This is a genomic window from Ruegeria sp. BHSA118 (assembly GCF_059613405.1).
On record NZ_JBXWSM010000030.1, the window covers coordinates 27,602 to 47,090 of the forward strand.

22 protein-coding genes and 2 tRNA genes are annotated in these 19,489 nt (G+C 57.9%); 16 read left to right on the forward strand and 8 right to left on the reverse strand.

The features are described from left to right. The first annotated feature begins 197 nt into the window (after positions 1-197). From AC2FNN_RS11045 to AC2FNN_RS11055, 3 genes are all read left to right on the forward strand, one after another. Entirely contained in the window at positions 198-1,670 is a 1,473-nt protein-coding gene (locus tag AC2FNN_RS11045; RefSeq protein ID WP_496758576.1) for a flavin-containing monooxygenase, read from the forward strand. Next, the gene (locus AC2FNN_RS11050; protein ID WP_496758577.1) at positions 1,671-2,657 is read left to right on the forward strand and encodes an alpha/beta fold hydrolase; all 987 of its coding nucleotides are present in this window, start codon (positions 1,671-1,673) and stop codon (positions 2,655-2,657) included. A 72-nt stretch (positions 2,658-2,729) separates the two neighbouring features. Continuing rightward, a tRNA-Met gene (locus AC2FNN_RS11055) sits at positions 2,730-2,806 on the forward strand. A gap of 385 nt (positions 2,807-3,191) precedes the next feature. On the opposite strand, the gene AC2FNN_RS11060 is transcribed toward AC2FNN_RS11055, so the two are convergent. Continuing rightward, positions 3,192-3,266 (reverse strand) — tRNA-Thr (locus tag AC2FNN_RS11060). An 83-nt stretch (positions 3,267-3,349) separates the two neighbouring features. Here AC2FNN_RS11060 and AC2FNN_RS11065 point away from each other — a divergent pair. The 9 genes from AC2FNN_RS11065 (at position 3,350) to AC2FNN_RS11105 (ending at position 9,159) form a co-directional block, all read left to right on the forward strand. After that, entirely contained in the window at positions 3,350-3,505 is a 156-nt protein-coding gene (locus tag AC2FNN_RS11065; RefSeq protein WP_171206177.1) for a hypothetical protein, read from the forward strand. Positions 3,506-3,511: 6 nt separating this feature from the next. After that, the gene (murA, locus tag AC2FNN_RS11070; protein ID WP_496758578.1) at positions 3,512-4,780 is read left to right on the forward strand and encodes a UDP-N-acetylglucosamine 1-carboxyvinyltransferase; all 1,269 of its coding nucleotides are present in this window, start codon (positions 3,512-3,514) and stop codon (positions 4,778-4,780) included. Further along, positions 4,777-5,253, forward strand: coding sequence for a DUF2948 family protein (locus tag AC2FNN_RS11075; protein WP_496758580.1), 477 nt, complete (start codon positions 4,777-4,779; stop codon positions 5,251-5,253). Before murA ends, AC2FNN_RS11075 begins: the two co-directional genes overlap by 4 nt. After that, positions 5,254-5,775 (forward strand): GNAT family N-acetyltransferase, encoded by a 522-nt coding sequence (locus AC2FNN_RS11080; protein ID WP_496758581.1) that lies wholly within the window; start codon positions 5,254-5,256, stop codon positions 5,773-5,775. Between the two features lie 61 nt (positions 5,776-5,836). Further along, on the forward strand, positions 5,837-7,138 hold the full coding sequence (gene hisD, locus AC2FNN_RS11085; RefSeq protein ID WP_496758582.1) for a histidinol dehydrogenase: 1,302 nt from the start codon (positions 5,837-5,839) through the stop codon (positions 7,136-7,138). A gap of 98 nt (positions 7,139-7,236) precedes the next feature. After that, positions 7,237-7,716 (forward strand): UPF0262 family protein, encoded by a 480-nt coding sequence (locus AC2FNN_RS11090; protein ID WP_496758584.1) that lies wholly within the window; start codon positions 7,237-7,239, stop codon positions 7,714-7,716. A 3-nt stretch (positions 7,717-7,719) separates the two neighbouring features. Then, positions 7,720-8,172: an arsenate-mycothiol transferase ArsC gene (locus AC2FNN_RS11095; RefSeq protein WP_171118521.1), complete on the forward strand. Its 453-nt coding sequence runs from the start codon at positions 7,720-7,722 to the stop codon at positions 8,170-8,172. Between the two features lie 2 nt (positions 8,173-8,174). Continuing rightward, a complete protein-coding gene (locus tag AC2FNN_RS11100) occupies positions 8,175-8,573 on the forward strand; it encodes a ketosteroid isomerase-related protein (RefSeq protein ID WP_496758586.1) in 399 nt (132 codons plus the stop codon). Then, positions 8,566-9,159 carry a GNAT family N-acetyltransferase gene (locus AC2FNN_RS11105; protein WP_496758587.1) on the forward strand — a complete coding sequence of 198 codons (594 nt, stop codon included), beginning with the start codon at positions 8,566-8,568 and terminating at the stop codon, positions 9,157-9,159. Before AC2FNN_RS11100 ends, AC2FNN_RS11105 begins: the two co-directional genes overlap by 8 nt. A gap of 506 nt (positions 9,160-9,665) precedes the next feature. On the opposite strand, the gene AC2FNN_RS11110 is transcribed toward AC2FNN_RS11105, so the two are convergent. The 5 genes from AC2FNN_RS11110 to AC2FNN_RS11130 all read right to left on the reverse strand — a co-directional run bounded on the left by AC2FNN_RS11110 (position 9,666) and on the right by AC2FNN_RS11130 (position 14,431). Beyond that, on the reverse strand, positions 9,666-10,529 hold the full coding sequence (locus AC2FNN_RS11110; protein WP_496758588.1) for a sugar phosphate isomerase/epimerase family protein: 864 nt from the start codon (positions 10,527-10,529) through the stop codon (positions 9,666-9,668). Positions 10,530-10,543: 14 nt separating this feature from the next. Next, positions 10,544-11,434, reverse strand: coding sequence for an NAD(P)-dependent oxidoreductase (locus tag AC2FNN_RS11115; RefSeq protein ID WP_352989489.1), 891 nt, complete (start codon positions 11,432-11,434; stop codon positions 10,544-10,546). A 150-nt stretch (positions 11,435-11,584) separates the two neighbouring features. Then, positions 11,585-12,865, reverse strand: coding sequence for a TRAP transporter large permease (locus AC2FNN_RS11120; protein WP_496758590.1), 1,281 nt, complete (start codon positions 12,863-12,865; stop codon positions 11,585-11,587). Between the two features lies 1 nt (position 12,866). Further along, entirely contained in the window at positions 12,867-13,370 is a 504-nt protein-coding gene (locus AC2FNN_RS11125; protein WP_170410378.1) for a TRAP transporter small permease, read from the reverse strand. A gap of 65 nt (positions 13,371-13,435) precedes the next feature. After that, positions 13,436-14,431 carry a TRAP transporter substrate-binding protein gene (locus tag AC2FNN_RS11130; RefSeq protein WP_496758593.1) on the reverse strand — a complete coding sequence of 332 codons (996 nt, stop codon included), beginning with the start codon at positions 14,429-14,431 and terminating at the stop codon, positions 13,436-13,438. A gap of 168 nt (positions 14,432-14,599) precedes the next feature. Here AC2FNN_RS11130 and AC2FNN_RS11135 point away from each other — a divergent pair, with 168 nt between their 5' ends. Further along, positions 14,600-15,637, forward strand: coding sequence for a LacI family DNA-binding transcriptional regulator (locus tag AC2FNN_RS11135; RefSeq protein ID WP_496758595.1), 1,038 nt, complete (start codon positions 14,600-14,602; stop codon positions 15,635-15,637). A 3-nt stretch (positions 15,638-15,640) separates the two neighbouring features. On the opposite strand, the gene AC2FNN_RS11140 is transcribed toward AC2FNN_RS11135, so the two are convergent. Then, entirely contained in the window at positions 15,641-16,657 is a 1,017-nt protein-coding gene (locus AC2FNN_RS11140) for a LacI family DNA-binding transcriptional regulator (RefSeq protein WP_496758597.1), read from the reverse strand. Between the two features lie 138 nt (positions 16,658-16,795). Between AC2FNN_RS11140 and AC2FNN_RS11145 the strand changes: the two genes are divergently transcribed. The 3 genes from AC2FNN_RS11145 to AC2FNN_RS11155 are packed head-to-tail and all read left to right on the forward strand — an operon-like array spanning position 16,796 to position 19,043. Then, a complete protein-coding gene (locus AC2FNN_RS11145) occupies positions 16,796-17,881 on the forward strand; it encodes a fatty acid desaturase (protein ID WP_496758599.1) in 1,086 nt (361 codons plus the stop codon). 27 nt (positions 17,882-17,908) lie between these two features. Next, positions 17,909-18,223: a MocE family 2Fe-2S type ferredoxin gene (locus tag AC2FNN_RS11150; protein WP_352989473.1), complete on the forward strand. Its 315-nt coding sequence runs from the start codon at positions 17,909-17,911 to the stop codon at positions 18,221-18,223. Positions 18,224-18,227: 4 nt separating this feature from the next. Continuing rightward, positions 18,228-19,043 carry a 3-methyl-2-oxobutanoate hydroxymethyltransferase gene (locus AC2FNN_RS11155; protein WP_496758601.1) on the forward strand — a complete coding sequence of 272 codons (816 nt, stop codon included), beginning with the start codon at positions 18,228-18,230 and terminating at the stop codon, positions 19,041-19,043. Between the two features lie 206 nt (positions 19,044-19,249). On the opposite strand, the gene AC2FNN_RS11160 is transcribed toward AC2FNN_RS11155, so the two are convergent. Continuing rightward, on the reverse strand, positions 19,250-19,489 hold a 240-nt coding region (locus AC2FNN_RS11160), incomplete at its 5' end, for a hypothetical protein (RefSeq protein ID WP_496758602.1).

The window sequence follows — 19,489 nt, forward strand, 5'->3', positions numbered from 1 at the left end:
GACGGATTCGCGGCGCAACCACCTCTCTGATTGCGATATGTGCTTGCAATAAGCGACACGGGTCATTCCAAATAATTTTGTCCCTGCGTAACGAAAAGACGCCGGGTCATTGTTACCTGTGTGACCTACTTCACAGCCAAGCAAGTGCATACATCTGCAACAGATAAACGCAGGGTTGTTTCAGAAGGCACTCACTCATGCACCACAGAACAGAGATGCTGATCGTCGGCGCCGGGTTTGCCGGGCTGACGATGGCGCTTGAGGCACGCAAGCGCGGCATCAAGGATATCGCGATTTTGGAAAAGGCCGATGATATCGGGGGGACATGGCGCGAAAATACCTATCCCGGTGTTGCCTGTGATGTGCCGTCGCATCTGTATTCCATGGCGACCCACCTGAACCCGCATTGGAGCCGCGCATATGCCGGTGGCGCGGAAATTCAGGCTTATCTGCAAAATGTCGCGCGTCAGGAAGGGTTGTATGACCTGTGCCATTTCGGGCAGGAGCTGAAATCGGCCAGGTGGGATGGCGCATATTGGCAGGTCGAGACGATGGAAGGCCAGTGCTGGTCGGCGCGGTTTCTGGTCTCGGCCATTGGCGCACTTCATTTTCCCAGCATTCCGGATATCCCCGGCGCCGACAGTTTTTCGGGGCCCAGTTTCCACTCGGCCGAATGGAAGCACGATGTCGATCTGACCGGCAAGCGCGTGGCGGTCGTTGGAACCGGCGCATCCGCCGTTCAGTTTGTGCCTGAGATCGCCAAGATTGCAGGCCAGGTCACGATCTTTCAGCGCAGTGCGCCTTACGTGATGCCGCGCCCGGACGGCCCGATTGCGCCCTGGGTGCGCGGCCTTTACGCCCGGTTTCCCATATTGCCCCGCATTCGGCGCAAGCTGATATTCATGATCTTCGAATTTCGCCACCGCGTGTTTCGCGGCGAGGAACGCGCGGTGAATTTTGCCTTGGGAATGTGGCGAAAGGCATTGGAGCGCGCCATCACCGATCCGGCCGAACAGCGGATTCTGACCCCCGACTACCGGATCGGCTGCAAACGTATCCTGAGTTCGAACGATTGGTACGCGACCCTGGCCCGCGACAATGTCAGCGTTGTTCCGAAAGGCGTCGCCCGAATTGAAGGTGACACGGTCATCGCGGCGGATGGCACCCGGACCAGGGCGGATGTCTTGATCTGGGGTACCGGGTTTCACGTAACCGACGTGGTCGAGCGTCTCGACATTACCGGTACAGACGGGCTGACGCTGCGCTCCGCCTGGTCGGATGGCATGCGCGCGCATCTGGGTACCGCAATTGCGGGTTTTCCCAATTTCTTCCTGCTTCTGGGGCCGCATACCGGGCTGGGGCACAACTCGGTCGTGCTGATGATCGAGGCCCAGGTTGGGCATATTGGCCGAGTCCTGAGCGAGATGCAGCGTGAAGGGCTGTCCGCGATCACTCCTGACGCCGCCAAACAAGCAGCGTTCATACGGGAAATGCACGACCGCCATGCGGAAGGCGTCTGGCAGGCCGGGGGCTGTACATCCTGGTACATGGATGCGGAAGGCCGAAACACGACCTTGTGGCCCGGCACCGTTGCCGAGTTTCAGAAGCGCATGGCACAATCGGGGTTGGAACAATACAGACCCGCCGCTCTTGGCAATGGAGAAAACTGAATGACAACCGTTCTGATCGTAATCGCCGTTTTTGTCGCGGTTCTGTTTGCCTTGAACCTGTGGACCCGGAAGATTACCCGCCGGGGTCGTGAAACCGTGCCGCAGCTGGGTCAGATCATACCCGTTCGCGGCGGCAGCATCCACTATGTGGAAAAGGGAAACCCCGAGGCGCAGACTATCGTCATGATCCACGGTCTGGCCGGGCAGTTGCAGCACTTTACCTATGCGCTGGTGGATCTTCTGGCCGACGACTACCACGTTATCGCACTGGACCGACCGGGATGCGGGTATTCAACGCGCGAGACGGCCGAGCTGGCGCAATTGCCCCACCAGGCTGGCATGATTGCCGAGTTTCTGGATAAAAAAGGCGTGGACCGCGCCGTTCTGGTCGGCCATTCGCTGGGGGGCGCGGTTTCATTGGCGATGGCACTGGATCATCCGGCCCGGGTCGCAGGTCTGGCGCTGCTGGCGCCGCTGACTCACAAACTGCCCGAAACCCCGGCGATCTTCAAACCGCTCGAGATCCGCTCCGAATGGATGCGCAGCCTGATCGGCAACACGCTTGCCGTTCCCCTTGCGTCCAAAACCGCGCCGCACGCGCTGAGCGCCGCGTTTGCCCCGGAAACCCCGGCTGATGATTTTCTGGACCGGGCAGGTGGCGCGCTTGGCCTGCGGCCTTCCGCCTTTGTCACAGCCTCTCAGGACGTTGCAGGCGTCGATGCCAGTATCAACGCGCAGGTCGCGCGCTATCCGAATCTGACTGTCCCAGGGGGCATCATGTATGGCCGCCAGGACGCGATACTGTCGCCGCCGCTGCACGGGCCGACAATGACCGAATTCGGGCTGAGTTACGAAGAGCTGGACGGGTTCGGCCACATGATTCCGATCACAGAGCCCGAAATCTGTGCCGCCTTCATCCGCAGGATCACCGAAGCGACCACATCCCCCCGGACATCCTTGCAGGACAAGCCATATGAGCGGGCGTGAAAGAAATCTTCGGGTTGGTTGATTTCCCTCTTGACCCTCCCGGGCCCCTCGCTTACATCGCCTTTCACTCACGGCGGAGTAGCTCAGTTGGTTAGAGCAGCGGAATCATAATCCGCGTGTCGGGGGTTCAAGTCCCTCCTCCGCTACCAAAACCCTTCCCATTTTGTTGGATGGTTTGAGACCGCAACGCCGGGGATCCTCCTTTGCTTGTGTATCCACGTATCCAGCCGGCAACACCCGTCTTTGTGCAGATGCTGTCAGCTTGTTCTGGCGTGCCTTGTGCGTCAGATCCGCCCCATGCCGTTAAACAACTGGGGGTCTGCGTCCTTGATCGCCCGACGGCCTTGCTTCACCCGTGTGTGTTGTCGATCACGGCGATATCCCCGACCTGCCAGTTGATCTCGACCGTGCAGGTTTCGGCGATGTCGTGTTCTTCGTTCGTCATGATAACCTCCTCCGCCCCAAATCAGGGGATTTACAGGAAGTGTCCCGAGAGTCCGCGCATATCTAAAACATCGACTAAATCGGAAATCATGGTGCTGCTGGAGAGAATTGAACTCTCGACCTCTCCCTTACCAAGGGAGTGCTCTACCTCTGAGCTACAGCAGCGCTGTGGGCGGGTGATTAGACTCAAACGAAACGGGGCGCAAGGGTGTCTGGACGGTTTTTTTCGCCTCCTGTAGAGAAAGATCATGACGAATAAAAATTCACCCAAAAAACAAGGCAAATCCGGGGATGCGCGCGAAGAGCGGCTGAAAGCGGCGCTGAAGGCCAATATGGCGCGTCGCAAGGCGCAGGCCAAGGCGCGGGCGGCCTCTGGGGACAAGGCCGACAAGGACAAGGGATAAGAGCAGATGGATTCGATTCTGGTGACGGGCAACGGCCCGCTGAATGGTCAGATACCGATTGCGGGGGCCAAGAACGCGTGTCTGACGCTGATGCCTGCGACCTTGCTGAGCGAAGAACCGCTGACGCTGACCAATGCGCCGCGGCTGAGCGACATCAAGACCATGACGGCTTTGCTGCAATCGCTGGGGGCCGAGGTGTCGTCGCTGCAAGATGGTCAGGTGATCGCGATGTCGAGCCACAGCCTGACCAGCCAAACGGCGGATTATGACATCGTGCGCAAGATGCGTGCTTCGAATCTGGTGCTGGGTCCCTTGCTGGCGCGGTTCGGGCAGGCGGTCGTGTCACTGCCCGGTGGCTGCGCGATTGGTGCCCGTCCGATGGACCTGCATGTCGAAGGGCTCGAGGCGCTGGGCGCCGAGATCGAGCTGAAAGACGGCTATCTGCACGCCAAGGCTCCGGGCGGCCTGAAAGGGGCGGTGCACGAGATGCGCTTTGCCTCGGTCGGGGCCACCGAAAACATCGTCATGGCGGCGACGCTGGCAAAGGGCACCACCGTGCTCAAGAACGCCGCGCGCGAGCCCGAGATCGTCGATCTGGTCGAATGCCTGCGCAAGATGGGGGCGCAGATTTCGGGCGAGGGCACCCCGACCATCGAAATTCAGGGCGTCGACCGGCTGCACGGGGCCACCCATCAGGTCGTCACCGACCGTATCGAACTGGGCACCTATATGCTGGCCCCGGCGATTTGTGGCGGCGAGGTTGAATTGCTGGGCGGGCGCATGTCGCTGGTCGAATCCTTTGCGGCCAAACTGGATGCGGCAGGCGTCAGCGTTTCAGAAACCGAAGGCGGCCTGAAAGTGGCGCGCAAAAACGGGCGCGTGCGCGCGGTGGATGTGGTGACCGAACCTTTCCCCGGCTTCCCGACCGACCTGCAGGCGCAGATGATGGCGCTGATGTGTACGGCCGAGGGCACCTCGGTTCTCGAAGAACGCATTTTCGAAAACCGCTTCATGCACGCCCCCGAACTGGTGCGCATGGGCGCGCAGATCGAGGTGCATGGCGGCACCGCCACGGTGACCGGGGTCGAGCGTCTGAAAGGCGCGCCGGTGATGGCGACCGACCTGCGGGCTTCGGTCTCGCTGATCCTTGCCGGATTGGCGGCGGAAGGGGAAACAACGGTCAGCCGGGTCTATCATCTGGACCGCGGATATGAGCATGTGGTGCGCAAGCTGGAAGGCGTGGGCGCAAAGATTGAACGGATCAAGGGCCAATGACAGACGCAAGTTTTGAAGACGGGCGCGAGGCGCCGCTAAATCTTGGGGTCGAGGATGCAGATGACCTTCAGGTGATCTCGACCCTCGCGCAGGATGCCGTGTTTCCGGTGACCGAGATGAAGTGGCAACCGTCGCAGCGCCGCTTTGGTCTGCTGCTGAACCGCTTTCGCTGGGAAGACAAGGATGCCGCCGCCCGCCGCGACCGCCCGTTTGAACGGGTGCAATCGGTGCTGGTCTTCGGTTCGGTTCTCTCGGTGTCCAGTCAGGGCATTGATCGCGGTGACACCGACATGATCATGTCGCTGATGTCGGTCGTTTTCGAACCCGGCGAGGATGGCGCAGGCCATGTCCTGCTGACGCTGGCCGGTGATGGCGCGATCCGCCTGACCGTCGAGGCGCTGGATGCCACCCTCAAGGACGTCACGCGCCCTTATCAGGCCCCCTCCGGTCAGGCCCCGCATCACCCCGAATAGATGCAGAACAAGCGCGGGATTTCTCAGGCGTTTTCAACGACGCCCGAAGGCATTGCACTGCGCCCCGCCACCGTGTTTGATGTTTTCGACCTTAGCCGGGTTCTGATCCGCTCAATCACGCAGCTCTGCGGGGTCGATCATAAGGGTGACCCACAGGCCATCGCGCAATGGACCGATAACAAGGACCCCGCCACGATCCGGGGCTGGTTCAGGCCCGGATCGCAGATCTGGCTGGCCGAACACCGGGGGCATGTGGCCGCTGCCGGGGGGCTTTTTGAAACCGGGACGGTCACTTTGCTCTATGTTGATCCGGATCATACGGGGCAGGGGGTGGGGCGAGCACTGCTCAACCAGCTGGAACGGCAACTGGCTGTGTGCGGCTGTGCCGAGGCGCATCTGGATGCCACCAAAACGGCGCACGCGTTCTATCTGAAACAGGGGTGGCAACCGGCAGGCCCGCCCGGTGACTGGCACGGCATCCCGCAATACCCGATGCGCAAATCGCTGCACCCCGGTGACTGAGGGTTGAGGCGGCGCGCTCCGGGCGATATGTCCCAATGCGCAACGCCCGGAGTGCCAGATCATGCCCGTTTTCCTTGATACCACATCGCCCGATTTCGAACCCGCCTTCCGGACCCTGCTCTCGGCCAAGCGCGAGGACAGCCCGGATGTGGATGCGGTCGTGGCGCAGATCATCGACGATGTGCGCAACCGGGGCGATGCGGCGGTGATCGAACTGACGGCCAAATTCGACCGGCTGACGCTGACGCCCGAAACGCTGGCCTTCAGCGCACAGGACATCGCTGATGCGGTGGCGCAGGTCTCGGACGAAGATCGCACGGCGCTGGAACTGGCGGCTTCCCGCATCCGGGCCTATCACGAAAGGCAGATGCCCGAGGATCAGGAATGGACCGATGCAACGGGCGCAACACTCGGCTGGCGCTGGTCTGCCGTCTCGGCCGCAGGGCTTTACGTGCCGGGTGGATTGGCCTCGTACCCGTCATCGGTGCTGATGAACGCCATCCCGGCCAAGGTGGCGGGGGTCGAACGGCTGGCCATCGTGGTGCCCACGCCCGACGGGCAAGCGAACCCGCTGGTGCTGCTGGCGGCACAGCTGTCGGGTGTGGACGAGGTTTATCGCATCGGCGGCGCGCAGGCCGTGGCGGCGCTGGCCTATGGTACCGACACCATCGCGCCAGTCGACAAGATCACCGGGCCGGGCAACGCCTTTGTCGCCGCCGCCAAGCGGCGCGTCTTTGGCAAGGTCGGCATCGACATGATCGCGGGCCCCTCGGAAATTCTGGTCATCGCCGACAAGGACAATGAGCCTGACTGGATTGCGCTGGACCTGCTCAGCCAGGCCGAACATGACGAAAGCGCGCAGTCGATCCTGATCACTGACGACGCGGCATTCGGCCAGTCCGTCGCGCAGGCGGTCGAAAAACGGCTGGAAACCCTGCAACGCCGTGCCATCGCCGGGGCCAGCTGGCGCGACTACGGCGCGGTGATTACCGTGCGCAACCTGGACGAGGCCGCAGCGCTGTCCAACCGCATTGCCCCGGAACATCTGGAACTATGTGTGGCCGATCCGCGCGCGCTGAGCGAAAAAACCATCCACGCCGGGGCCATCTTTCTGGGTCAGTACACCCCTGAAGCCATCGGTGATTATGTGGGTGGTCCCAACCACGTGTTGCCCACCGCGCGTTCGGCTCGGTTTTCGTCAGGCCTCAGCGTGATGGATTTCCTCAAACGCACCACGCTCAGCCAGATGACCCCCGAAGCCCTGCGTGCCATCGGTCCTGCCGCCGAACAGCTGGCGCGCTCGGAAAGCCTCGAGGCGCATGGCCTCTCGGTCACCGCGCGCCTGAACCGCCTGAATGGCTGAAATGACGCAAAGACCGGGCGCATATGGCGTTTCTGTGCGTTGCCCGTTGAATATCATTGCTATAGGTCTGTGCTGACGCAAGGAATGTGACTGTAAAGATGACCCGCATCTCGCATATCGAACTGGATGATAGAAATCTGCCGCCGCCCACGCCCGAGATCGAGCAGGAGCGCAAGGTCGCCATCTATGATCTGCTGGAAGACAACAGCTTTTCGCTGCCTAATCGGGATGACCGCGTCATTCCTGATGGGCCTTACCGCGTACAGCTTTCGATCCGCGACAAACGGCTTGTCTTCGACATTGAAACCGAGGCTAACGAAAAAGCGGCCGAGTTTCACCTGTCGCTCGGTCCCTTCCGGCAGGTGGTCAAGGATTACTTCCAGATCTGCGAAAGCTATTTCGATGCGGTGAAATCGCTGCCGCCCAGCCAGATCGAAACCATCGACATGGCCCGCCGGGGTATCCACAACGAAGGCAGCCGCGTGTTGCAGGAGCGTCTGGAAGGCAAGGCAGATGTCGACACCGACACCGCCCGTCGCCTGTTCACGCTGATCTGCGTTCTGCATTTTGGGGGCTGACGGGTGAAGCCTCTGCCGCAGTCGGTCCTGTTCTGTTGCGACCATAACTCGGTTCGATCTCCGATGGCCGAGGGGCTGATGAAGAAATTCTATGGCACCGGCACCTATGTTCAGTCCGCAGGTGTTCACAACGATCTGGAAATCGACGGGTTCTGCATCGCGGCCTGCCACGAGGTGGGTGTGGAACTGTCCCGCCATCGCTCGCGGTCCTTTGACGAGATGCAGGAATGGGGCGACGATCTCAGCTCGTTCGATCTGGTCGTGGCGCTTTCGCCCGCCAGCCAGCGCCGGGCGCTGGAACTGACCCGGGTTTTTCACCTCGATGTCGATTATTGGCCAATAATGGACCCTACCGGGCTGGGCGAAACCCGCGAAGAAAAGCTACATCACTACCGACAGACCCGCGATCAGATCATTAAACATCTGAAAGACCGCTGGGGCGAACCTACGGAGTGACCATGAACCAGACCGTCAAAACCTATTTCGAAGCTTTCAACGCCGGTAACGTTGATGGCATGCTGGCCTGCCTGTCCGATGACGTGGCCCATCACGTGAACGAAGGCCAGATCCGCATTGGCAAGGACAAGTTCGCGGCCTTTTGCGCCCATATGAACCGCTGCTACCGCGAAAACCTGACCGACATCGTCGTGTTCGAAGCCCAAGGCGGCACCCGCGCCGCGGCCGAGTTCATCGTCAACGGCACCTATCTGGAAACCGACGAGGGCCTGCCCGACGCGCACGGCCAGACCTACCGCCTGCCTGCCGGGTCGTTCTTTGATCTCAGGGACGGCAAGATCACCCGCGTCACCACCTTCTATAACCTTGCAGCCTGGACCAAACAGGTCTCGAATGGCTGACGTCACCGACGTCCGCCCCCTGACCGGAGTGGCACTTGAGGCCGCTCTGGACGATGTCGCCCGCCTGCGGATCAGGGTGTTTCACGCCTGGCCCTACCTCTATGACGGTGATCTGGAATACGAACGCAAATACCTGCAATCCTACCGCGACAGCGACAAGGCCATCGTGGTCGGCGCCTTCGACGGCGACCGCCTGATCGGCGCCTCGACCGGCGCACCTCTGACCGACCACGCTGACGATTTCGCCGCGGCCTTTGCAGACACCGGGCTCGATTTGTCGCAGATCTTCTATTGCGCTGAATCCGTCCTGCTGCCGGACTATCGCGGGCAGGGCGTCGGCCACAAATTCTTCGACATGCGCGAGGCGCACGCCCGCGCTCTGGGCTTTGCCAAATGCGCCTTTTGCAGCGTGCAACGCCCCACCGACCACCCCCTGCGCCCCGACCACTACCGCGCACTGGATACCTTCTGGCGCGCCCGCGGATACGCGCCCTTACCCGGCGCAATCGCCCAATTCTCGTGGAAGGATATCGGGGAAGAAGGAGAAACGCCGAAGCCGTTGCAGTTCTGGATCAGGAATTTGTAGCGTTCGGATTGGGAAGAAGGAGCAGGGATTTTCTGTGTGTTGCCGGAAGTGAGGCCACAGAGCGGACCTTCGTTGCTAGTGCAGCACTCGGCCTCGGCGACGGCGGCAATGTGCTGCGAGCGGTCCATCATGCTCGTCGCGGAAAATGGCGGCGTTGAGCCCAAAGCGACGAATACTGCGCCGCGCACGAGCGACATCGAAGCTCTGTTTGCTGCCATGGGTCTGTGCAAGGATCACTCCTTGCGGACGTTGACCAGACTATCTCCACGCTACGGTGCCGTCCGCTTAAGCTGCCATTGATGTACTGCGGCACGATTGCCGAAAGGGAATTTTTTTGCGGCAATTTATGCGAAATATCCTCAGTCGTCCCACAAAGTTAGATCTTTTGACCGTCGTTCGGTTTTCACCTGAAAACCAAAACAGACCCGCCTGACGACGGGTCTGTGTTTCGGCCGAACGATGTATTGGGAGGAACATCGATTGACCGTAGCGGTCTCGCCAGAGGTTCAACCAAAATGCTCTTTGAAGCGATCAATACAGCGGCGGAAACCGTCTTCGAAATTTCCGTTACCGGGGTGGTAGACACTTTCGAATGATATCACCCCATCATAGGCGTCGGTTTTCAGAGCATCCGCCATCGGCTGAAACTGATCGGCCAGTTGGCCTTCGCCCATTTGTTTGACCGTCAATGTCGCGCGGGGCGTATCGACTTGAACGTCCTTGATGTGGATGTGCCCGAGATAGCCATCTTTCACTTCGTCATACCCAGCAGGAAACGCTTGTTCGTGACACCAGCAATTGTTGGCCGGGTCCCAAAGTACCTTCAACGTGTCTTTGGCATCCAGATCATCGATCAGCTTACGGGCGGTGTAATTCGAATTCACCATGGTCCCGTTGCCCGTTTCGACGACCAAAGTCACTCCGCCGTCCTTGGCAACGTCAATCGCCGGTGCAATCAGGGGCAGCATAGCGTCCCATGCACCCTTGGCGACGTTCCACTTTTCGGCACCTCCATACCCCCAAAGGATTTGCTCTTTCTTGGGGGTCATAATGCGAACCAATGGGCTGCCGACCACATGTGCCATGTCGATCACGCGCTTCAGAGCATCCATATGCTTGCTGTGCAGGTCGTCCCCTGGTTTGTTCGCCCCGGTCATCCCAGCAAAGATGTGGCGCGACAGACAGGATACAGGCTTGCCCCGATCCCGAAGCAGAGTGTCAATTTCCTTGATCTCATCAGCAGAGTGATCGCCAACCTCCGTATCCCCGACAAATTGCAGTTCGGCATATTCGAGGTCAAACTCATCCATCACATCGACCGCGTGTTTCAGGTCGCGACTGATGCCATCACAAATAACGCCAAGTTTCATGTTCTTGTCCTTTCTCAGCGATGCAGCTCAGCGCCGACAATGTCTTCGATAACGCGGGTGCAGGCCCAATTGTCGCCTTCAGGGAACTTGGCTTTGCCAGCATGGAAAATCTGCATAGCGGATGAAGCAGTATGCATCGGAACGCCCAGTTCCTCGGCCAGATCCAGAGAGATGGTCAGGTCTTTGTGCATTGTGCCGATGCCCGAACCGGTGTTTTCGAATTTACGGTCGATGATGTTTTCCAGCGCTGTGTTGGTGCATCCGCATCCCGCGCCAGAGGTCGAAAAGACCTTGAACAGGTTTTCGCCCTTCACGCCCGCCTTGGCGGCAAGAACCGACGCCTCAAATGTTGCCGAAAAGATTGAACCGATCAGAGTCTGCAGACATGCTTTTACGGTCTGACCTTGGCCGGGCCCGTCCCCTACGCGGTGAATGGTGGCCGAGACCGCCTCCATCACTGGTTGGAATTCGTCCAGTACGGCATCAGGGGCCGCGGCCATCATGGTCAACGTACCGCCCTGCGCACCCGGAAAGCCGCCAGAGACAGGGCTGTCGATCAGGTGGATGCCCGAACCGGCCATGGCCTCGCCAATCTCGCGGGCCTCACGCGGTTTGATCGTAGCTGTCAAAATGACCGCCCCGCCTTGCGCCATGTGACTGACCAAGCCGTTTTCACCAAGAATGACGGACTTGGCCTGATCACCATTCATGACCATGACATAGATTGCATCCGCGTTGGCCCCCACATCTGCCACGCTGGCAGCGGGCGCTCCGCCCATTTCGGCCAGCGCGTTCAGGCGTGCCTCGCTCAGATCAAAACCGGTGGTTTCGAAACCGTTTCTGATCAGGTTTTTAGCCAGTCCGCTGCCCATATCACCCAATCCTATGACACCTGCACGTTGCATAATTGTCTTCCTATTGTGTCGCCCGGCCTTGCCGGAGTTGAGGTTTGGCGCCCATATTTTTTTGGGCGTCGATGTGTGCGGGGATTTCAGGCTTTGGCTGACCAAGGCCGGGCTGGTCCGGAAGACACCCCGCTGCCCAATTCCGTATCGTTACGGCCCCATGACCGCGTCCGGTATCCACATGACCAGTTGCGGGAAGATCGCGATCAAAAGCAGCACGACCACATTTGCCAGCAGGAACGGTGCCGCCCCGATGAAAATCTTCCCGATTGGCAGACGGCAGATTGCAGCGCAGACATTGAGGCAATTCCCCACCGGCGGTGTGCACGCACCAACCGCCAACCCTGAGACCATCACCACACCAAAATGCACGCCGGAAACGCCCAGCTTTTCAGCAACCGGCAACAGAACCGGTGTCAGTAATAGAATGGCGGGGCTGACGTCGATGAACGTACCCGCCATCAGGATCAAAATGGCTGTCAGAACCATGAAGGCGACTGGGCCAAGTCCGAGCCCCGAAACGAAATCGGCTAATTGATTGGGCACACGTTCCAATGCCAGTACAGTGATGAACACCTGACTGAATGCGATGATCATCATGATCTTGGCCGACATGATGATGGCGTGGCGCATGGCCCCCGGCAAATCTTTCAGAACGCCAAAGCCGACAATGAACAATCCGATTATCAGGCCATACACTACGGCCGCCCCGGCTGTTTCGGTTGGGGTAACGAAACCGAAGACGACGGAACCTACGATCAGGATGGGCATCAGTGCTACGGCGGCAGAACGTCTGGCCTGCCGCCCGGCTTCGGCCAAAGTGAACGGTACGTCTTCGGTCGGGTAATCGTTCCTCTTGGCCAGCAACCAAACGACGATCAGCTGAAGTAAACCAACCATGATGCCAGGAATGATCCCGCCCAGAAAAAGGCGACCGATGCTCTCTTCGGCGGCAACGGCGTAGATAATCATGGGAACAGACGGCGGGATGATCATTCCCATAGTGGACGAGGCAACCGTGATCCCTGCTGCGAAACTCTTGGGGTAACCTCGTTTCTCCATCTCAGGTATCAGCACGGACCCGATTGAAGCAGTATCCGAGGCGGAAGAGCCCGAGATGCCGCCAAAGATCATCGAGCCCACGACGTTGACCAATCCCAGCCCGCCTTTCAACCGACCGACGAAGAACATGGACAGGTCCAGCAGGCGCCGCGTGATGCCTCCGGAATTCATCACCAAGCCCATCAGAATGAAGAAGGGCAGTGAAACCAGCGGGTAATTGTTGATGCCAGAAAAGAAGCGCTGCACAACGAACCCAGTCGCCGCAGGGGCCTCGATCAGGAAATACGCCAGTGATGCCAGTCCGAGAGAATAGGCAATAGGAACTCCACAGACCAACAATATTCCAAGCGTGGCAAACAGGATCAACATGTCAGTCCTCCGGCATCCAGAGAACATCGATGGAATCCCGACCGCCCAGAGTCAGAACCACACGAACAAAGCAATAGAACACGGCAATCGAACAGGAGATCGGAACAATGATGAACACATAAGCCTGAGGCATCCCGAAGGGTTGCCACATGTTTTTCCCCGGCCCTGCGATCCAATCGATGGACAGCCAGACCAAAGCCGCGTTCATCACTCCCACGAGGACAAGCCCTGCCACGTAGAAGGCCATTTTGACGTAGTAGGGCATCATGTCGATGAAGAATGTGATCGCGATATGCTCACGCTTCGTAATCGCTACGGCGCCGCCCAAGGCCGAGGTGCAAAGAAACGCAATCTTGACCTGTTCGTCGACACCGTAGATCGCCATGTCAAAGGGGCGCATCAGGACTTTGGTGACGACAATCACCAGAAACACCCCGAACAGCACGACCATCAGCGCTTCGATAACGCGCGTCAGTACACGGTCAATTGCAGAGAGCGTATCCATAAACCGGTTCCGTTAAGAAGGGAATCCGGGCGCAGAGTTAAGGCGCCCGGAATTGCTGTTTCAGATCAGCCGCAAGACGCCGCTGCAGCACGGGCAGCGTCGATATCATCCATCGTGAAATGACCTGCGTCGATCATCTGTTGATAGACCGGCGCAACGGCTTCCTGAAAACCAGCCAATGCTTCTGGCGTCAGTTCGTTGATCTCCATGTGCTTACCGAGTTCGCCGACGATGTTCGTTTCGGCATCGCGATACAGCTTGTCCGACATCGCCATCGCTTCGACCGCAACCTCGTCAAAGGTGGCCTGAAGGTCTTCGGGCAAACCGTCATACCATGCCTTGTTGACGATCAAAGGATCGGGGCCGGTCATGTGGTTCGACAAGGTCAGATACTTCTGGACTTCGTGAATGTTAAAGTCCCAGATGTTTTGCGGCGGGTTGTGCTGCCCGTCGATCACACCTTGTTTGAACGCCTGATATGCTTCGGAAAACGGCATAGCGACCGGAACAGACCCGATGGCCGTGCCCGTGGCGATCATCAGATCAGATTGAGGTTCGCGGATGCGCAGACCTTGCAGATCGCCAACCGAGGTTATTGGCTGAACGTTGTTGGTATAGGCCCGGAACCCTTGGCTGATACCGGTGGCGGGGATGTGATATCCGTTCGCCTCGGCACGGGCCTGAACGCCCTTGGTGAAGTCCGAACCCACCAGACATTCCATTTCATCCCAATTCGCGACAAGGAATGGCAACTGATATAGGTTGAATGCCCCGGACGCGTCGGCAAAGAAACCGCCACGCGTGCCCTGCAGCAAACCGGCCGTCACCTGATCCATCATTTCACGCTCATTACCAAGCGCGGCACCAAAGAAGTTTTCGACTTCGATGCGACCGTCCGTACGTTTTTCAAGTTCGGTCTTGAACCAGTCCATGGACTGCGAACGGATCGAGGTTTCTGGTTGCTCGTTGCCATATTTAAAGGTGAAGTCCGCCGCCAGTGCTGTACTGGCCGTTATTATTAGGCCGGTTACCCCGACCAGTAATTTAGCTGTGTAGGTCATGTTATCCTCCCTGAACGGGACTCGATCCCGTTGCATGACGTTGGGATAAGCCCCGCCACAATTCGGGGGCAAGAAAAATAGCATCAAATGACGGTAATGATGGTTTTTGATGTTCTAAAAAGATCATTTGAGGATGCTTTTGATCGGAAATGATGTTAGTAGGGGTCTATGAGCGATGAAACTGTAATAATCCCAAAGAAGGCACGCGTCTCCGAGATTGCGAGGATTGCGGGGGTCGGCACCGCTACGGTTGACCGGGTTTTGAACAACAGATCTAACGTAAAGCCTGAGACCCGCCAGCGTGTTTTGCAGGCCAAGCACGCGATTGAATCCGGCGCTCAATTAGACCAGCCTGCGCGACCCTGGCGGCTGAAGATATTTCTGCCAGAGGAAGCCGGACCATCGACAGAATTTCTGGGCGACTGTTTTCAGAATGTTTTCACCAATGGCCGCGCCACCGTCGAGTGTGTGTTTTCCACGAAACTGGAACCATCTGTGTTGGCGCGAAAACTGAGAGCCTGCGCCGGGCAGGGAATTGATGCAGTTGGCTTTCAGGCTTTGGATGATCCGCGGGTGCGCGATGCAGTTGAAGAGCTGCACGGTTTGAATATTCCCTGCATACCTGTCGTTTCCGATCTGATCAGCCCCGTCCTGGGCCAGTTTGTCGGGACGGACAATATGGCCGCAGGACGAACAGCGGCCTATTTTATGGGTCGGATGCTGCGGCAATCCGGAACCGTCGGCGTGATTTCCGGCGAGCAACTGTATCGCAACCATTCGGATCGAGAGATGGGGTTTCGGTCAGCCTTGCGAAGGGATTTCAGCCACCTCCGCGTTGTGGGCACCTATATCGGCCACGATGATGTGCAGGAAAATCGCGTGGTGGTGGGCCAGATGCTGGACGAGCATCCTGGGCTGCTGGGCATTTATAACGTTGGCGGTGGCAACGAAGGTATTGTTGCGGCTCTGGCTGATCGCGATTTGACGGGAGAAATCATGCTGATCGGCCACAACCTTACGCCGAAGACGAGAAACTACCTGCTGGACGGATCAATGGATCTTGTCATCCATCAGAATATGAAACGGATCGCCGAACAAGCCGTTCAAACCCTGATCGCGACACTGGAAAACCGGCCCCATCAGGCTGAGGTCGTTCCGGTTGAAGTCATCACCCGTGAAAACATCAACGGCGCCACCTTCGGTTGATGCTCACAGGTTTTCAGATATGCAGAGATCAAACGGAATAACTCCAACCTGTTCCTGAATTGGTTTTCCGGTCAGACACCGGGACATCATCTGAGTCACTCGATCTGCAACCTGATCCAGCGGGTTGTTAATCACCAAATCGATGCTGCCATCGGCAAGCGCAGCTTCGGTAACCGGTGTCCGTTCATGGCAGATGTAGACAATCTCCCGCGATTGCCCTGCCTCGCGCAGCGCTTTCAATGCTCCGGTCACCCCGCCTCCACAATGATAAATACCGGAGAGGTCTTTGTTGGCCCGCAGCAATTCTGCTGTCGCTTCATATGCGACTGCGGCGTCATCCAGATACACCACAGAGTCTCGGAGAGGTTTCTGCGGTGCAAATTCGCGCATGTAGCTTCTGAACCCACTCTCAAGCGCTTCGTGCCCCAGATACCTGTGCGACCCGATAAGGATGCCAACCACGCCTTCGGTTCGATCAAGACGCGCCATCGCCCAACCTGCCGTTCGCCCCGCTTTTCGACTGTCGATCCCGACATAGGCAGTAACGTGAGGCGAAGACAGCGGCGAGAGCAATGCAATGACAGGGACATCGGCGCTGGCGATCGCACGATTGATCTCTGGATGATCAATCGCAACCAAGCCTATGGCGTCTACTTTGCCGCGCATTTCGTCAATCGCAGTTGCAAGCTCGGACGGCGACAGGCTTTCTACATACCGGACCACAACATTTGCCCGGATACTGCGCAACTGCTCTGCTTTTTGCTGCAACTCGATTGCCAATTCGCGATAAAACCACTTGCTTTCCTTTTGAAGAATAAAGCCCAGCCGTTTTGCTGGAGCCATCTCCTCAACCCGGCGCCGCAACAATCCTGCCGAGCGATACCCCAACGCTTCTGCCGCTGAAAGAACCCGCGCAGATGTCGCTGCAGTAACCGGCGCGCGTGCATTCAGAACGCGGTCTACTGTTGCGACGCCTACCCCCGCCTTGTCTGCGACGTCTTTGAGTGTGACACGGGCCATAGGGCGCTCCATGATAAAACATATCATCGATTTTACGGAATATTCTGAGAGAAATGATAGAAAATATCACGACAGGTTTGACGTTTCAGGCGCTCCTCGGTTCTGCTCGGCAATAGCAATGTAGAAAAGGAACCTGATGTGCTGAAGGACAATACCCTTCCTTGGCGGGATTATTCGCTGACGGGCCGGGACAGCGGTCCAAGCTTCGCACCCAAACAGTGGTATTCTACTCCGGTCCCCCGGAAACGGATGAAGGAACTGATGAAGCGCCGCGATGCTCCAGCCCTGATCGACTATGGGATCTGGCTGGGATTGGTGTTGGCAACCGGTGCTCTGGTCGTTCTGACCTGGGGTACATGGTGGGCAGTGCCTTCTGTCATTCTTTATGGGGTGTTTTATGGATCCTGCGCCGACAGCCGTTGGCATGAATGCTGCCATGGGACTGTTTTCAAAACGCCTTGGCTCAACACCGCAGCCTATCAGCTGGCCTCATTCATGTCGCTGAAAAACCCCTATCTTTGGCGGTGGAGCCATACACGCCATCACACGGATACTGTGATTGTCGGAAAAGACCCCGAGATTGCGTTTCCCCGGCCTCCGCATCCACTCAACATCCTGTGGAACATGCTGCATCTGCAATCTGGTTGGAATGAGTTGAAGAAGATGTTTTGGCTGTCGGCTGGTCGTTTGACCAAAGATCAGAAAACCTTCCTCATCGAAGCCGACCGTTCTAAGGCGTTCTTGGCGTCGCGTGTTCATCTCGCAATCTTCGCAATGACATTTGCTTTGGCAATAGTGCTGCAATCATGGCTGCCCATTGTGCTGATCGGCGGACCGACGTTTTATGGTTCGTGGCTGCATCACTTGCTTGCATCACTGCAGCATGCCGGGCTGGCAGAAGACGTCCCGGATCACCGATTGAACTCGCGAACCGTCTACATGAACCGGTTCTTCCGCTTCGTATATTCGAACATGAACTACCATGTCGAACACCACATGTTTCCCATGGTTCCATTCTACAATCTCCCGGCCTTGCACGAAGAAATCAAAGGCGATTGCCCACCAGCGTACGCGGGAACACTGACCGCGTTTCGCGAAATGCTCCCAGCCATTCTGATCCAGCGGCGCGATCCGTTCTACTTTGTCGACCGCAAGCCGTTGCTGCCCAAGGACGCTAACCCCAGCCCAGAATACACTCGACCAACAGCCATAGCGGCCGAGTGACCCACTCCCCTGAATACAGGAAAGCCCATGACGAACTGGACCCGCGCCTGCGCTTGCGATGACATCGAAACCGAAGATCTAGTCCGTTACGACAATGGCGATCGTACCTTTGCCATCTACCGAAGCCCCGAAGACGAATTTTTCTGCACCGACGGCTTGTGCACCCATGAAGAAGTGCATCTGGAAGACGGTCTGGTGATCGATCATCTGATCGAATGCCCCATGCACAACGGCCAATTCGATTATCGCACCGGCGAGGCAAAGCGCTCACCGGTCTGTGTGAATCTGAAAACTTACCCGGTGAAAGTCGAAGGCGGAGATGTCTTCATCGATATTGGGTGATGCCATGAAACGGATCTATGACTGGGACGCGAAGTTCTCACTTAGAAACTACACGGCATCAGACCTGCGTGCTTTGAAGGGCATTCGCAAGCTGGTGCAGACAACAGCCAATACAATCGAAGAGGCAGCCGCAGCACAGGATGCCGGAATTGACTTGATCATGGGCAATGCCCAGAACACGTCTGCCGTGCGTCTAGGCGCGCCTGAATTGTTCTTCACAGCTGCACTCGGTCTCCCGGACTTTGCAACCGAAAGTGACGTGCTGACCGCCGCGTTTGCGGCCATGAAGGATGGTGCCGACAGCATCTACACGGCAAGAGGGCCGCACATTGTTGAACTTTTAGCGCGCGAAGATATCCCCGTGATGTGTCATCTTGGCCTGGTTCCTCGCAAATCCACTTGGCGGGGCGGCCTGCGCGCCGTTGGTAAGACTGCAAAAGAGGCTATCGCGCTTTGGAATGCGTTTCGCACAATGGAAGATGCCGGAGCCTTTTCGGTAGAGGCTGAAGTTATTTGTGGCAGAGTAATGGCTGAGATTTCCGCCCGCACATCTCTGATAACGTCATCGCTCGGTTCGGGTCCCGTCGCAGACATCATCTACCTTTTTCAAAATGACATATGCGGAGAGCAACCCGAAAGCCCGCGCCACGCACGCGCCTTTGGTGATCTCAATTCGCTATATGAACAGATAAAACACCAACGCCGAGTTGCACTTTCAGCGTTCAGGGCATCTGTTGAAGAGGAGCAATTTCCAGGCCCATACGAGTGCGCAACAATCTCGGACGCGGAGTTTGAGAGTTTTTTTGAGCGACTAAAATGATTTTTTTGGTCAAGGAATGCTGCACCCAGATCCACATTTTGAAAGCCGGAATTATTACCCATCGGTGATAGATGTACGTTGGTCCCCTTTGGCGACGAGTAGTAAAGAAGTTTGCAATTGCATTGAAAGTCCCTTTCCCGCCCGACCTGCGGGGGGGGCGCCGTCGCGATCCGTCAGCAGCCGTCGTTCGAGCAACCGCAGCGAATTCAGACTTTGTCCCGCGACCTGTGAATTGGCTTGTCCGTCTTCGCTGCGCCGAACATCAATGGCCGGTTTTCCCGCCGCAAAGCGGCGTCCGTGATCGCGCTACTGCAGCGATTTTCCTGCTGCGAGCGCTCGCAGCGAAAAAAGGCAATGACTGCCATGGGCTCTATCCGGTCGGATGCACGAAAATTTGGGCAGGCCGGTTTCGGATGGCGAACGGCACACGCCGCCCGCCACCATCG